Origin of the sequence: Campylobacter sp. RM12640, assembly GCF_020137595.1 — a bacterium.
GTDB lineage: Bacteria > Campylobacterota > Campylobacteria > Campylobacterales > Campylobacteraceae > Campylobacter_E.
In genome coordinates this window covers 26710-41100 of the sequence record NZ_JACGAU010000013.1, presented here as the reverse complement: position 1 = coordinate 41100, position 14391 = coordinate 26710, and the positions used below count along the sequence as shown (strand labels likewise).

The following is a 14391-nucleotide window of genomic DNA, read 5'->3' as shown; positions in this document are numbered from 1 at the left end:
CCTGAAAACATTGAAGAAAAAAATATAAATTTAGAAATAGAGCATTTAAAGTTAAGTAAAGAACAATTAGAAATTAAGAAAAAATTAGATTTAATTACAAATGCTTTAGGACCTTTAAGTGAAAATAGACCTTGAAAAATAATGTTAATTTGATATAATCACAACTTTACTTTTCTTGGGGCTGACTAGGTTTCGACAGGATTAGTAAGGGATTAGCTGCATGCCGTGTTGCTACGTTAAACGCTAAATTAAAATTAAACGCAAACAAAAAAGAATTAGCTCCTGCTTACGCTTACGCTGCGTAAGTTCAGTTGAGCCCTGCGATGCTTAAAGCTTGTAATAGCATTAGCGGGTCATCATTCAAGCTAGTTTAAAGCTTTGGCTAGACTTTAAATAAAATAAAAGCCTTAGTTTTTGCTAAAGTCGTAAGCTGCACTTGGCAAAAATGAATTTAAGCAGCCTACTAAGCATGTAGACGCTGGTTTTGAGCTAGTTTTGGACTGGAGTTCAAATCTCCACAGCTCCACCATTCTTATTTTTTATCATCTTTTATCATTATTTATCAAATTATCTTTAAATGTCTATAATATCACGCTTTAAGCTTGTTTATTTTGTATGTTTCTTTTATCTTTATTTATCATTGTTTATCTTTTTTTATCATTATTTATCAAATTTTTAGTCCTTAATTTAAGTCCTTAATCATTTTTAAGGACTTAAATTGAACTATTAGGGACTAAAACAATAAAAAAAGGAGCTTATTATGCTAACTGATAGTGAAATCATAAAATTAAAGCCAAATGATAAAGTTTATATGAAAAAGGTCGTTTATAATTTATATATTTGTATAACACCTAAAGGTAAAAAATCTTTTGTTTTAATTACATTCATTAATAAAAAAAGAGTTAAAAAGACACTAGGCGAGTTTAGCTCAAGTTTTAGAATAAGAAATGCAATAATGCAAATTGATAGCACACAAGAAAAAATTATTAATGATAAAAATAAAATACCTTTCAAACAAGTATGTTATGATTATATGCAAACTCAAGAAAACCAAATTAGCGATAAGCAATTACACACATATTATTCACTATTAGATAGATTTATACTTGATAAAGAATTGAGCGACAAAGACATAAAAGAAGTTAGCAAAGCCGATATTATAAAACGCTTTGGAATACTAAAAGATAAAAGTTCAACTGCTAAAAAGCTTTTAAATCTATTAAAACGCATATATTCTTACGCTTGCATGCTTGATTATACTGACAATCACATATTATTTCCTATAAAGCTTGATATGATAGTTCGCTATAAGCCAGTAGAAAATTATCCTACAATAACTAAAGGCGATGATTTAGAATATCTATTCACACTAATTCAAAAAGCAAGACCTATTACAAAATACGCATTAATTTTTAATGCACTTACGGCATTAAGACCTGGCAATGTGAGACTGCTTAAATGGGAATATATAAACGATGATATTTTAGAAATACCTGCCGAACAAATGAAACGCAAAAAGCCGTTTTATTTACCACTTAGCACCCAAGCAAAAAGAGTGCTAGAAATTATGAAGACTATGAAAAATAGTGATTATGTATTTTATAGTGAGAAACAGCAAAATCAAGGTATAAGCGATAATACTATGCGTTCATTTTTGCGTAAAAATGGCATTACAAACGATGAATTCACGCCCCACGGATTTCGTGCAATGTTTAGCACGATAGCTAACGATAATAATTATTCAAGCGAGATTATAGAGCTTTGCCTAGCTCATACGGTAGGAGGAGTTCGTGGCGTGTATGATAGAAGCCATAAGCTAGAAGCTAAAAGGGAATTAATGCAATGGTGGGGAGATTATTTAGAGAAGTTTATTAAGGATTTTCTATGAATTACGATGAATGGAATGAAGTAAAAAAGAATACTAGTAAAAGCACAGAAAAAGCTGTTAAAGTAGGTAAAGTATACTGGGTACGATTAGGTTTAAATATTGGCTCTGAAGTGTACGGTAAGGGTAAAAACTATGTAAGACCTGTGCTTGTGTTAAAATTAATTTATAAAAACTCTTTTATAGGAGTGCCATTAAGTACTAAGGCGAAAGATAATAGCTTTCCATACTTTTATAGCTTTTATACTAAAAATAATGATATTAGAACGGCTTTGTTATCTCAAATAAAATTATTCGATACAAAAAGAGTAGAAAATATAGCAAATATTAATATAAGTAAAAGTGATTTTGAAAACATTAGAGATAAGATAAAGGCTAATTTAATTTAGCCTTTTTTAATTCCCCTAGCTCTAAGGCTAGGCATCCGAGCCGTTATCTTGCGATAAGGGGACAAAACTTGCTATTAAAAGCAATTGTCATTATTTTAACTAAAAATTATTAACAAACCATTAAATTAACCCCACACCTAAAAGGTGGGGGAAACCCGAGCCATTATCTTGCGATAAGGGGGCGACTAAGCCAACACGGCTGAAACATTTTAATTATAGTGTTTATTTGGTTAAAATAAATAAGAATAGAATTTATTTCCGTATTAGGGAGCCATTAGCCCCCATAACTTAATTTTTTATCCCCTTTCCACCTTAACTCAAGTTCCCAACCTACAATCTGCTTTCCATCTTCAATTACCCATTTGCCATAGATTGGCGTATAAGAACTATCGGCTCTTTTTATTTTATAACTTTCTGCTGTAAATGGCAATCCTTGATTAGTACTAATTCTTTTATTAAAATAATTCCTTGTTTCCATAAAACTAACATCAATTAATTGCTTCAAGCAAGGCGGATAATTAGTGCCTAGAATATCTCTTAGGCTAATGCAAATCCTAGTTGCTATATTTTCTCCTAAAACACTGAAATTATCCTTATTCATAAGCAACCACCCACGCTCGGCTAATGCTTTCTTTAGCTCTTGGCTTGGTTTATCATAATCAATCTTGCTTTTATGTTCTAGTTCGCACTCTAAAACCTTGAGCTTTAATTCATACTTTTCTTTCTGTTGTGCTAATTGTGATTTATAACCTAAAGCAACTCGCTTATTTCTGCGTTCTAGGGTTGTGATGCTATTATTTAGGCTTTTTAGTTTTTCTTCGCTTTGTTCTCTCAATAGCCTTGCTACTTTTTTACGATATTCTTTTGCTTTGGCACTTTTGATAAAAAAGCCTAACATATAAACGCCTTCTAAAGTCCATTTAATTACTTTTTGAACCCCACCTTTTGTTCTTTCGTATTCGTAAAAATAATGTATTCCTTCTATTAACTCGTCTGAATTGCGAGTAAAATGTTTTAAAATTGTGCTTTTTATAATTCCATAATAAGAAGCAACTAACAGTGAGTTGCTATTTTGTATTTTTTGCAACATAATCATCTCCTAATTTAATATTTTTAAGAGATGAATGTTTAATTTTATTTAACTATCTTTTCCCTTTTTTGGATTTGGTACGAAAAACCATACCAAAATCGTTAATATTATTCCAACGAAAGTAATTGTTTTATAAATTATATCAAGCGTTTCCATCTTTACCTCCTTTGTAAATACAAGCTGAACCAAATGCAACACATACGATAACAGCTATAATGCTCCAATAATTAAAACTTTCATCTTTTAAAACAGGTGTGATTATCGCTAATGCAAAAATCACTTTTGCAAAATCAAATGAAAGTTTGCCTAATTCTTTTAATAAATCTTTCATAGTAAAAATTATAGCAAATAAAATTAATTAACAATCATCTCTAAAAGAACATAAATTACTAATACTAGTAATTATAATAATATTATATTCTAATTTTAGAATAAAGTCAAGTATTTTATTTTAATTTTAGGATTTTATTTATTTTAAAATACTAATTTTAGTATTTTAAAGGTATAGACATTTTGTCTACACCTTATAATTTGCTAGCGAGTTCAAAAGCTTTTTTAAATACATCTAATTTTTCCTTTAGTTGTTTGTTTTCTGCTAAGAGATTAAGCGATAACTCTGCCATCTTTGGAATATTCGTTGTAGCCCAGCCTGATATTGTTGATTGTGGAACATCTAGCATTTCACTTAGCTCTTTTTGTGTAATTCCTAATTCTTTACAAGTTTGTTTTACTATATTTTCTTCTTTGTTGTTTGCATAATGCCACTTTATACAATAGTATTCACCACCGATTGATTTTTCTGCACTTTCTGCAAACACTATATGATTACCACCTTCATGAATAAATGGCTCTTTGCCTGTAATGGCTTCAATTTGTGCTTTTATATCTTCTATTAATAGTTTTTCGTTTCCACGCTTTACTTCTATATTGTTTTTTATTTTTCTTTTTAATGAACCGTAAATATAAATTCTTTCATTTGTTAAACTATCATAACCATAAAAATCTTTTCCCATAAAATCTCCTACTTATTCCTAAATACTAAAATATTCAAGTAAGAATTAAGTTAATTTATTACTTAATTCTTTAATATGTTTTATAGCCATACTTACTAGGCTATCTTGTTTAAGTAGTCTTGTAAATTTTCTTCGCTAACTTTCCAAGTCGCTTTAAAAGCTGTTGATTTAGCATTTAAAATACCTTGCTGTAAATGTCTATAAACTGTTATATAACTTTGGCTTGTAATTTTTGCTACTTCTTTTAATGTGTATGTTTTTTTCATTTTAACCCCTTGCCATATACTCTAAAATTTCAAGCATACATCTATCATCTACTGAATGAAAATCTTTATTTTGTAAATACTCTAGCTTCGTTTTAAGCGATTCTTCTGTCACTTTCCCAGCTAAAATACGATAAGCTAATTGATTATTCAGTAACTTCGCACAATCAATAAGCAAAGCTGTGTAATAAAAGCTCTCGTATTTTTCTTGATTGTCCTGTTCGCTTTCGCCTTGCTTTTTGCCTTTTCTTGCTTTGTATTTTGCAGTATTAATTCTGCACCAAGCTAATAAATCTTTTTGCTTATACTTATCATACATTTTATAAATGGTTGCGTCCTTACCACTTCCGTAGTGGGGGCTTTTTGGATTTAGTAATGGATGTAGTTTCATTCTTCATCTCCCCAAACAAAAGTAATATAATCTTGCTCTTTGTTGTATTCATCAATGATTTGCTCTATATATTTTGCTATGTCTTTTGAAGTACAATGCTTTTCTAGCTCGATGGTTTTTTGAATGTTAATAGCTTCGTTATAGCTTGTAAAATTTGTGTCAATTGTTGCATAGTTCAAATCAATATAAAAAATAAAGTTATTTATATAATTAGTTCCTAGTTTTTTTCTTATTTCTTCATTTTTTATATGCAAGAAAACGCAACCGTCAACTAATAAAGCAACACTGAATAAATTACTATACTTATAAAAGTTATTAATTTTTAATTCTAATTCTATTATTTCTTCTAAATCTTTTTTATTAATTAGTTTTACTATTTCTCTCATCTTAAACTCCTTAAAATCTTTAATTCTTTATCTCTTAGTTTGTTTAGGCTGCTAGCTGTGTAGCTAGTGCCTAAGTTTTCGTTATATCTTGCTAAGCCAAAACGCTTTATAAAAAGCTCTCTAATGCTTATTTCTAAGCAAAAGATAATCATATTTCTTACATTACCAAGGCAATTCATCAGCTCCACCTTGTTGGTAATTATTGTTTTGATAATTCTGCTGTGGCTGTTGATAATTATTAGCTTGATTTTGTCTTGGTTGTTGCTGATAATTATTGTTTTGATAATTATTTTGTCTTGGTTGCTGATAGTTATTTTGATAACCACCTTGATTGTTATTTTGATTATCTTGCTTATTGTCTAGCATTTCCATATTTTCTATAATCAATACGATTTTACTTCTATTCTGCCCTGTTTGATTATCTACCCAAGTCTGTTGTTGCAAATATCCTTCAACTGCTAGTTTTGAGCCTTTATGTAAGTATTGGTTCATTACTTCAGCTGTGCGATTAAATGCTACTATGTCTAAAAACAATGTTTCTTCTATTCTCTCGCCGTTTTGATTATTTCTAATACGACTTGTTGCGATAGTGTTATTTACTATCGCTGTGCCTGTGCTGCTTGAAGTTTTTAGCTCTATATCTTTTGTTAATCTTCCTATGATGATTGTCTTATTCACGCTATCTCCTTAATTCTTATTGTTCTTGTTTCGCTAGTCTTTTTATCACTTTCTAAAATCTCATATCCGTTACGCTCAACTATCGCTTTATAATCAATTGTTTCTCTCGTGCTTATGCTATAAGTTAGCTTTGCTGTAGGCGTTTCATAAATCGTGCTATCATCAAACTGATAAAAGTAGCTTTTAAGCTCTTTTTCACGCTCCCCTAATGTTTTTAATTGCTTTTGCACTTCGCATAATTCATCTGTTTTTATTAGTGCTTGATAATCAATATTTTTGTATCTATAAGTGCTTTCAAACTCTAGCCATTTGCTTTTAATCTCATCTTGCATTGCCAAATCAGGCTCTATGTTTATAAGTTCAATATCAAGTGTGCCATCGTATTTTGGATAAGCGATAGCTAAAAGTGCTTTTTTAGCTACGCTTACCATCATTTGATGCTGTATTTGATACATATATCTTAATGGAACTTCGTGTGACTTTCTATAAGCGATTAACCCTAGTTCGCTTACCTTAATTTCTAATATCTCGCCGTTATCATATCCATCTAAACTCGCAATAAAGCGTCCGTCTTGTTCGTCTTCGCACACGATAGGCTTAAAATTACGCTTCAAACTAACATTTATAAAATCTCTAACTTTTGGCTCATATTCTACGCCAAGCTCAACTGCAGGTATCCAAGAGATGTCAGGACGCTTTCCACCACCATATCTATAATATGCTTCTTGATAGGCTTTGTGATAACCCACACCAAAAAGCACAGGTGTAATACTCGCACTAAACTTATCTTTGCGATAGTCTAACCATTCTTGTGTATTTTGCTCTAAATTAATTATTTTCATATTAACTCCTTAAATTGTCTAATATTTTGTGTAATTGCTCAGGTTTTGCATTTTCTAAACTTTTAAGTTTTTCACACTTTAGTATTTGTTCTATTGCTACATTGTTTATTTTTGCTAGGTTTTTGATTTCATCAACTAAAGAATTTGAATTTGGGTTTTCGTCATTATCTAAACTATCAGGATCATCTTCGCTATCATCAAGACATAATAAAGATGAAACGGCTCTTTTTTTAGCATAAGTTGAAGCTGTTCCCCAAATCTGCTCCTTACTCATACCTTTGTGGTTATAGTCAATCTCCACGATAGCATTAGAACTAATACTCTCATTTGCTTTTTGTAGAATAGCTGTAGCTTCTAAGATAATCTTGCCATCAAAATCGCATAAGATTTTTTCGCTAAATGTAAGCGTCGTTTCTAATCCTTCGCTTGCCTTTTTATAATTTTCTAAAATGCTTTCTATTGTTCTATATTCGTATTTTGCAAACTTATTTTTGGCATCTTTTTTCGCTTTTATCTTTTGCTGAATAGTGCTTAATACTTTTATAATCTCACTCATCTAAATCTCCACAATCAATTCTGTATTTTCTAGTTCTAATAATTGAATTATCAACAACGTGGTGAGTTGAACTAGAAAACTCAACCCCTTCTTTATTGCGATAAAATCTACAATCATCACGGCTTTTATCCCTAAAGCCACTACAAAAGTTAGTAAGATTAAATCTTGCTATGTCTGTTAAATAAAAATCACGCATTTTTTAAATACCTTTCATTAAATATCTTTTTTAGTATTTTTTAATCTATCAACTGCAAACTTAAATCTTCTATCTCTTATTATGTTACGATTATCTACATAATATACTAAAGCCGAATAATCTTTTCTATGTCCTGAAATTGCATAATCATAAGTTAAAGTTTTGATTTCTAAACAATTCATATAAATCTCCTTTTTTAATAATATACTTAAAAGTATAGTTAAAAATATCTTAATAATATCTTAAAATATATTTTTTAGTATATTATTTTTAAACTATTGATTTTTTTTATTTATTTCACTATACTAAAAAAGATATTTATAAATTAAGGACTAGCTATGAATACACAACAAGTAAAAGAAGAAAGTAAAATAATCAAAAAAATATTAGATATTGATGTGTTAAGAACATATCTAGGCAGAAATGGTTATGCTTGGTGGTCTAGGCATTTTCTTAGTTTGGGTATTAAAGGAGCAAAAGAACCTAGTATTAAGTGTTGGGTAAACGAAGATAAAAATATGGCACCAAAAAGAGAAATGCTTTTTATAATTGCTAAAGAGAATAATGTAGATGTTAGTACATTTTTTAAAGACAGGACAATGTTAAATGATAGCGAGAGAGAAGTATTAGATAGTATATTAAATGAGGCACAAGAATTAGATTTGGAAAGCTCTAAGATTATTTATATCCCTTTTTATAAAGATTTAACTGTTTCAGCTGGAACTGGGATAGAAGTATTTGAAACTGACAAAGTTGATATACCTTTTTTAAAAGATGAGATTATGGCTCATTTGGAAATAAGAAAAGTAAAAGAGCTTAATGAATTAGCACTGTTTCCCATGATAGGAGATAGTATGAAGCCTACAATAAACGAAGGAAGTTCGTTAGTCGTTAAAAGGCTAAGTAATATTCCTGTATATGGTGCCATTTATGTTTTGTTTTATGAAGATAAATACTATGTAAAAAGAGTAGTTGAGATAGATGATAAACTATTTTTACGCAGTGATAACAAAGAAGATTATAAAGATAAAGAAGTTTTACCAGACCGTAATTTTAGTGTCTTAGGAATGGTCGTTGGTATTTATAATTACGATTTTAAAAAATTATGCTAGTTTAAAGTATTTTAGCTATCCTTTTAATAAAAAAAGGATGGCTTATGAATAAAGATGATGTTTTAGCAAAATTAAAAGAAGATATAAATATTTTTAAAATACTTGATAAAGAATTATATAAAGATAAAAATATTTGCTATTACGCACTCACACAAAATACAAAGCTAGTAAAATATGTAGATGAAAGCTTGTTAGATGATAGTGATTTTGCCTTTTCTATCTTACAGCTTAGTAGCTCCCATTTTAACAAACTTAGCGAAAGATTGCAAAATGATTATGATTTTATACTAAAGCTATCCGAAAACAAAATCAATGTGCTAAAACACATAGGTCCTGTTATCAGACAAGATGCTAAGATTATGATAAATTATGTAAAAATGCTAGGCATTACAAAAGCATTAAGCTATGCTGCTGAAGAGTTGAAAAATAATAAAGAGTTTGTTTTATATATAGCACAAAATACTAAAAAAGCTGATTTTATAGGCGATAAGCTAAAGCAAGATGATGATTTTATGAAAGAGTTAATTAAAATTGATTTAAATTACATAAAACACGCCTCTAATAATATTAAAAACGATAAAAGCTTTTTGATGTTTTTAGAGAACTTTCATCACGCAGAACATCTAGGAGAACAAATATTAAACGATTTGGAGTTTTGCGAATGGTTGCTTGATTTAGACGCTAAAAACTTACAATATATATCAGAAAATATGCAAAATAACCTAGAATTATTTAAAAAGATATTGCCTAAAAGATATTCTTTAATAAAATATGCAAATGATAATATAAAAAACAGCTTAGAACTTGCTATGTATTGTGTGGATATAAACAGCTTTAGAACTCTTGCTTTGTTTAATGATAGCGTATATTTAAATAAGGATTTGTGGAAATACGCACTTTCTAAAACCACTTGGGCTTTAAGTTCAATGCCAAAAGAGTTTAAGAATGATAAGCAGATGTGGATTTTTGCTTGGGAAGAATATGTAAAAAGAGTGCAAAATCACTCTATGGATAATTATGATATAGTATGTGAAAGCTATTTAGATTTTATAGATCAAGCACCTGATGAATTAATTGGCGGATTAAAAAAAGAAAAAGTCAGCACTAGAAAGCTTGATAAACAACTATTAGTAAAAGATTTGCTATCTAACAATACTTATAAACTAAGCGATAAACAATTAAAAGACTATGATGTTTTAGTGGAGCTTTTGACAAAAGATAGAGAGGCTATAAAAGATTTATCAGATGAGATAAAATCAAGCGAAGAAATGTTTAGAGCATTGATTACTTGTAGATACTTTGGTGGATTTTATGAAGTGCCTGAAGAAGCATTCAAAAACCATTTACAAATAATATATGATGAGCTTTGCAAAAGTCCGCACTTATTTAAATACTTACCTGATGAAATAGCTACTGAAGCGGTTTTTTGTAAAGCTTGGTATGAATATAGCAAAACTACGCCAAAAAACGAGAGAAAATATAGCGTATTAGATGAAATAGATTTAAGTCATTTAGATAGCGATAACATAGATAAATATGCTGAATATTATAAAGATTTTAAAATACCTGATGCGTTTTTTGATAGCGAAATAAGAGAAATAGATAGTCCACTTAACGAGTATCCTGAAGAATTACAAAAAATGCTAAAAGAAGAGATAAGAAAATCTATGAAATTTTCAAAAGATAGTAAAGGCATTTCAATTTCATCTGATTTTGATAGCAAGAATGTAGAAAAAGTCATTAAAGAATACGAAATGAAACAAAATCAATCATCAGACATCAAAGCAAAAAAGAAAAGCAAATGGAAAAAATATTTATTGATTTATTTAGCTATTTGTTTAGTTGGTTATATTGTAGAACAAATGCTATCTTGATATAACATTCTTTTTATTTGTAATACAAATAACAACCAAAGCTTTTTTAAACTTCATCTATGTATAAGATAAGCATAGATGATAATTTAACTAGAATTATAAAAAAGCGTAAGTTTAGTCACGCATTACGCCCATTTTTGGGTTGTGATAGCTTGGTTGATAAAGAGCTAACACATGCTAACACTCACGCATATTTAAAGACTTTAGCAGAGCAAATAAAACTACTTGAGCCACGCATTATCATTAAAAAATTAGCCCTAAACGGAACAAATGTGCTTATTGATTACGAAGTAATTGAGAGCAAGGAGCGTGTCATTTATGAATTATAATGATGTATTTTTCGCTCCATTTGATATAGATAAAGCTCGTAATGAAATCATAGAAAATTACAAAAACAAAGCAAATCAAAGCGATTATAAGCCGCTAATAAATGATGATATTATGATTTTAACTGATTGCTTTTTGGAGTGGTTTAAGACAAAGCATGAATATATCACAAATATAGCTATGCAAAACTATTTAGTATATTCACGCGATACATTTTTAGATGAGCTTGTAGCACTTGTAGGACTAACTAGAAAACACGCAAATAATGCAACATGCAAAATAAAAATCACAGCAAATAGCCCTACATTTATACCTAAGAATACCAAATTAAGCGATGGCAAAGGTCATTATGCGTATTTGCTAAATGATGTATATGTAAAAGATGAGATTATAGAGCTATGTGAGATAGAAAATAACGAGTTTTTAGATATGAAAATATCAATGCTTGAAACTCAAAATATCTACATTGAAAAAATAGAGCAAATAACAGAATGGCAAAACGATAGTTATCGTGAGAGCGATGAAGAGCTAAAAGAACGCTTTAAACTAGCACTTCATAGATTTAGCACGGCAGGAAGTGCTGAAAGCTATTTATTTTATGTCTTATCAACTAAAGCTGTATTAAAAGCTAAAGTATATGATGATAACACAAAGCCAGGACAGGTCTTCATTTGCTACTACACTCAAGCTGAAAATATAGAGCCACAAATCTTAAAGGCCCTTGAAAATAAAGTGCCATTAACAGATAAAATTAATCTTATTAAATGTAAAGAAATCACGCAAGATTTAGTAATAAAAATCAAAGTAAAAGATGATTTTTTATTTGCCGAGAACTTAGCAAAGATTGATTATATCATAAAAGATTTTTATAAAAAGCTTGACATTGGCGAGAGCGTAAGCGAGAGTAAAATCATAAGCTTATGCAATGATGAGAATATAAGTGATATAAGTATCACAACGCCACTTCAAACGATAGATAAAAATAGTATTTTAAAGCTAAATTCATTAAGGATTGAAAAATGGATTTAAGTATTTATTCAAAATCTTTAGAAGATTACAAAAACTCTATTTTAGAAGTGCTTGATAATGCATATTCTATAAATACCGAGCATTTTTATAAGCCAAATGTAAAAAATACAAAAGTTTTATCATCACAATGGGGACATTATCAAGAACTAAAAACTCCACTTCTGCTAAATCAAAGCGAAGGGACTGCGAGCTATTTTAAAACTATGCTTCGTGGGGTTTTTGCTGATTGTAAAGTTGTTAATTTAGATAAACCTTATACTTTTAAAGCAGTGGTTGAGATTAGCGAAAACACAACTAGCGAAAACATACTAAAGCTTAGCGAATACATAAATAAATATAAAAACGTAAGAAGCGTATGTGAAAACATAGAACTTATCACAATACACGAAAAGCCTTTAATAATTCAGGCAGTAATGCAAATTAAGGAGTTTAAAGAACTATGACAATAATTACGAATGCAGGTAAAAAGCTAATAACACACGCAATTATAAATAAGCTTGATTTATTTATATCAAAGGTTGTTTATGCTGATTGTAATTTAGATACACTAGATGAAAACACAGCGTCTTTAACAAATATCAAATATGAAAATCTTCCAACAAGCGTAAGAATAGATGAATTTGATAACTCAAAAATAATCCTTGAAGCAGTGCTAAGAAATGATACAGCACAAGATTTTTTCATAAATTGCGTTGGATTTGTGGCAAAAAATAGAGAGCTTTTATGCTTTACTAAAATAAAAAGAACACCAGTGCTAAGTAAAGCAACAGATACAAACGCTTCATTGTTTCATTATAAGTTAGCAATGGAGCTTAAACACGCAAGTGAATTAAGTATAAAAATAGATGAAACGATAGTCTATCCAACTTTAGCACATTTTAATACTTCTCAAAAAGCACAAGATGAGTTAATAGCAAAACTAGGATTAGATAAAGTCAATATAAGCGATTTTACAGCTTCTCAAAACTTGCAAGATGATAAGATAAAAACTCTTGAAAATACTAAAGCTGATAAAGCAGCTTTGAATAATTACTATACTAAAACAGAAACGTATACAAAAGCTGAGATTGATAAAAAAGATACAGACAAGTATAATGCTTTAAATAATACTAAAGCTGATAAAGCAGCTTTGAATAATTACTATACTAAAACAGAAACGTATACAAAAGCTGAGATTGATAAAAAAGATACAGACAAGTATAATGCTTTAAATAATACTAAAGCTGATAAAACTACAACTTACACAAAAGCTGAAGTTGATAACAGCCAAACCACACAAAATACAACAATTAGCACAAATCATACAAGTGTATTAAATCAACTCGCACTTCAAAACACACAAATGAGTAAGTTAATGACCCAATGCCAAAACCTACTCACTAAAATTGAATTGGGGGGGGGTAAAGTAGGTATGATATTTATGTATGCAGGTGCGACAATTCCTAGTAACTATATGTTGTGCGATGGTCGTGAATTATTAAAAACAGCTTACCCACAATTATTTAGTGCTATCGGCACAATTTATGGAGAAAGTGCTGACAAACTTAAGTTTAAGATACCTGATTTGCGTGGTCGTTTTGTTCGTTGCGTTGGCGGTAATGCTGCAGCATTAGGCGTATCACAAGGTGATGCGATTAGGAATATAACAGCTTCAATATTTGCTTCTTATCCAATATTCACAAAAGGTGTCGGAGCATTTGTTAAAACTAATGGCAAAGGTGATGATTTGGCGCAAGGTGGTAGTAGAGTAGGTAATGGTAATTCCTATGTTGACTTTAATGCTAGTCGTGTTGTTCCAACCGCTAATGAAAATCGCCCAATCAATATGTCAATGAATTTCATAATTCAAATAAAGGAATAAACAATGGAAGAAATACAAAGAAGTTTAAGTGAATTAATCACCAATCAAAGAGCAATGTTAGATGCTCAAAGTAAGCTACTAGCTAGTGTGTATGATAAGCAAGTAGTAGATAACAAGCTTAATGCTAAGCTTAATATTACTGATTTTACAGCTATTAAAAATGCTATAAATATGCACTTAAGCCAAAAATCTTTTGCAGACAATGGTTATACAAAATTACCTAACGGACTAATTTTGCAATGGATAAATGCGAACAATACAAAAGTATCAACTGAAGTAATAAAATTTCCTATAGCTTTTCCAAATAAAGTTTTAAGCGTTATTGCAAATTCAAAAGATAAAACAGATTCAGGTAGTAGTATTGGTGGTGGTTATGGCTCTATATTACATATTACAAATTATACAAATACGCAAGTTGAAATTCATAAGACTTATTGGAATAAATATGCCACTAATTCAAATGTTATAGGTTCAATTTTTGCGATTGGTTTTTAAAAGG

21 protein-coding genes and 1 other RNA gene are annotated in these 14391 nt (G+C 29.7%); 10 read left to right on the top strand and 12 right to left on the bottom strand.

What is annotated here, in order from left to right:
• Positions 1 to 177: 177 nt before the first annotated feature.
• The 3 genes from ssrA (at position 178) to AVBRAN12640_RS06355 (ending at position 2274) form a co-directional block, all read left to right on the top strand.
• Positions 178 to 529: a transfer-messenger RNA gene (gene ssrA / locus AVBRAN12640_RS06365) on the top strand.
• A gap of 231 nt (positions 530 to 760) precedes the next feature.
• Positions 761 to 1888, top strand: coding sequence for a tyrosine-type recombinase/integrase (locus AVBRAN12640_RS06360; RefSeq protein WP_336608977.1), 1128 nt, complete (start codon positions 761 to 763; stop codon positions 1886 to 1888).
• On the top strand, positions 1885 to 2274 hold the full coding sequence (locus AVBRAN12640_RS06355) for a type II toxin-antitoxin system PemK/MazF family toxin (protein ID WP_336608976.1): 390 nt from the start codon (positions 1885 to 1887) through the stop codon (positions 2272 to 2274). The genes AVBRAN12640_RS06360 and AVBRAN12640_RS06355 overlap by 4 nt, the downstream gene beginning before the upstream one ends.
• A 274-nt stretch (positions 2275 to 2548) precedes the next feature.
• Here the strand turns inward: AVBRAN12640_RS06355 and AVBRAN12640_RS06350 are convergent, their stop codons facing one another.
• The 12 genes from AVBRAN12640_RS06350 to AVBRAN12640_RS06295 all read right to left on the bottom strand — a co-directional run bounded on the left by AVBRAN12640_RS06350 (position 2549) and on the right by AVBRAN12640_RS06295 (position 7871).
• Positions 2549 to 3364 carry a hypothetical protein gene (locus AVBRAN12640_RS06350; protein ID WP_336608975.1) on the bottom strand — a complete coding sequence of 272 codons (816 nt, stop codon included), beginning with the start codon at positions 3362 to 3364 and terminating at the stop codon, positions 2549 to 2551.
• 142 nt (positions 3365 to 3506) lie between these two features.
• Entirely contained in the window at positions 3507 to 3695 is a 189-nt protein-coding gene (locus AVBRAN12640_RS06345; protein ID WP_214118665.1) for a hypothetical protein, read from the bottom strand.
• A gap of 193 nt (positions 3696 to 3888) precedes the next feature.
• Positions 3889 to 4377, bottom strand: coding sequence for a helix-turn-helix domain-containing protein (locus AVBRAN12640_RS06340; protein WP_336608974.1), 489 nt, complete (start codon positions 4375 to 4377; stop codon positions 3889 to 3891).
• 95 nt (positions 4378 to 4472) lie between these two features.
• A complete protein-coding gene (locus AVBRAN12640_RS06335) occupies positions 4473 to 4643 on the bottom strand; it encodes a helix-turn-helix domain-containing protein (protein ID WP_214118661.1) in 171 nt (56 codons plus the stop codon).
• Between the two features lies 1 nt (position 4644).
• Positions 4645 to 5031, bottom strand: a complete 387-nt coding sequence (locus AVBRAN12640_RS06330) for a DUF3310 domain-containing protein (protein ID WP_336608973.1) — start codon at positions 5029 to 5031, stop codon at positions 4645 to 4647.
• Entirely contained in the window at positions 5028 to 5417 is a 390-nt protein-coding gene (locus AVBRAN12640_RS06325; protein ID WP_336608972.1) for a hypothetical protein, read from the bottom strand. Before AVBRAN12640_RS06325 ends, AVBRAN12640_RS06330 begins: the two co-directional genes overlap by 4 nt.
• On the bottom strand, positions 5414 to 5596 hold the full coding sequence (locus AVBRAN12640_RS06320) for a hypothetical protein (protein ID WP_336608971.1): 183 nt from the start codon (positions 5594 to 5596) through the stop codon (positions 5414 to 5416). The genes AVBRAN12640_RS06325 and AVBRAN12640_RS06320 overlap by 4 nt, the downstream gene beginning before the upstream one ends.
• Positions 5580 to 6095, bottom strand: a complete 516-nt coding sequence (locus AVBRAN12640_RS06315; RefSeq protein ID WP_336608970.1) for a single-stranded DNA-binding protein — start codon at positions 6093 to 6095, stop codon at positions 5580 to 5582. The genes AVBRAN12640_RS06320 and AVBRAN12640_RS06315 overlap by 17 nt, the downstream gene beginning before the upstream one ends.
• A complete protein-coding gene (locus tag AVBRAN12640_RS06310; protein ID WP_336608969.1) occupies positions 6092 to 6937 on the bottom strand; it encodes a lambda-exonuclease family protein in 846 nt (281 codons plus the stop codon). The genes AVBRAN12640_RS06315 and AVBRAN12640_RS06310 overlap by 4 nt, the downstream gene beginning before the upstream one ends.
• 1 nt (position 6938) lies before the next feature.
• The gene (locus AVBRAN12640_RS06305; RefSeq protein ID WP_214118651.1) at positions 6939 to 7493 is read right to left on the bottom strand and encodes an ERF family protein; all 555 of its coding nucleotides are present in this window, start codon (positions 7491 to 7493) and stop codon (positions 6939 to 6941) included.
• Positions 7486 to 7689, bottom strand: coding sequence for a hypothetical protein (locus AVBRAN12640_RS06300; RefSeq protein ID WP_214118649.1), 204 nt, complete (start codon positions 7687 to 7689; stop codon positions 7486 to 7488). The genes AVBRAN12640_RS06305 and AVBRAN12640_RS06300 overlap by 8 nt, the downstream gene beginning before the upstream one ends.
• A 17-nt stretch (positions 7690 to 7706) precedes the next feature.
• A complete protein-coding gene (locus tag AVBRAN12640_RS06295; RefSeq protein WP_214118647.1) occupies positions 7707 to 7871 on the bottom strand; it encodes a hypothetical protein in 165 nt (54 codons plus the stop codon).
• Between the two features lie 156 nt (positions 7872 to 8027).
• Between AVBRAN12640_RS06295 and AVBRAN12640_RS06290 the strand changes: the two genes are divergently transcribed.
• Genes AVBRAN12640_RS06290 through AVBRAN12640_RS06260 form a run of 7 tightly spaced genes read left to right on the top strand, consistent with a single transcriptional unit; the run spans position 8028 to position 14387 of the window.
• Positions 8028 to 8801: a S24 family peptidase gene (locus AVBRAN12640_RS06290; RefSeq protein ID WP_214118645.1), complete on the top strand. Its 774-nt coding sequence runs from the start codon at positions 8028 to 8030 to the stop codon at positions 8799 to 8801.
• Between the two features lie 44 nt (positions 8802 to 8845).
• On the top strand, positions 8846 to 10675 hold the full coding sequence (locus AVBRAN12640_RS06285) for a hypothetical protein (protein WP_336608968.1): 1830 nt from the start codon (positions 8846 to 8848) through the stop codon (positions 10673 to 10675).
• 59 nt (positions 10676 to 10734) lie between these two features.
• The gene (locus AVBRAN12640_RS06280; protein ID WP_336608967.1) at positions 10735 to 11004 is read left to right on the top strand and encodes a hypothetical protein; all 270 of its coding nucleotides are present in this window, start codon (positions 10735 to 10737) and stop codon (positions 11002 to 11004) included.
• A complete protein-coding gene (locus AVBRAN12640_RS06275; protein WP_336608966.1) occupies positions 10994 to 12031 on the top strand; it encodes a baseplate J/gp47 family protein in 1038 nt (345 codons plus the stop codon). Before AVBRAN12640_RS06280 ends, AVBRAN12640_RS06275 begins: the two co-directional genes overlap by 11 nt.
• Positions 12022 to 12474 (top strand): hypothetical protein, encoded by a 453-nt coding sequence (locus tag AVBRAN12640_RS06270; protein WP_336612975.1) that lies wholly within the window; start codon positions 12022 to 12024, stop codon positions 12472 to 12474. The genes AVBRAN12640_RS06275 and AVBRAN12640_RS06270 overlap by 10 nt, the downstream gene beginning before the upstream one ends.
• Entirely contained in the window at positions 12471 to 13892 is a 1422-nt protein-coding gene (locus AVBRAN12640_RS06265; protein WP_336612974.1) for a tail fiber protein, read from the top strand. Before AVBRAN12640_RS06270 ends, AVBRAN12640_RS06265 begins: the two co-directional genes overlap by 4 nt.
• 3 nt (positions 13893 to 13895) lie before the next feature.
• The gene (locus AVBRAN12640_RS06260) at positions 13896 to 14387 is read left to right on the top strand and encodes a gp53-like domain-containing protein (protein WP_336608938.1); all 492 of its coding nucleotides are present in this window, start codon (positions 13896 to 13898) and stop codon (positions 14385 to 14387) included.
• Positions 14388 to 14391: the final 4 nt, after the last annotated feature.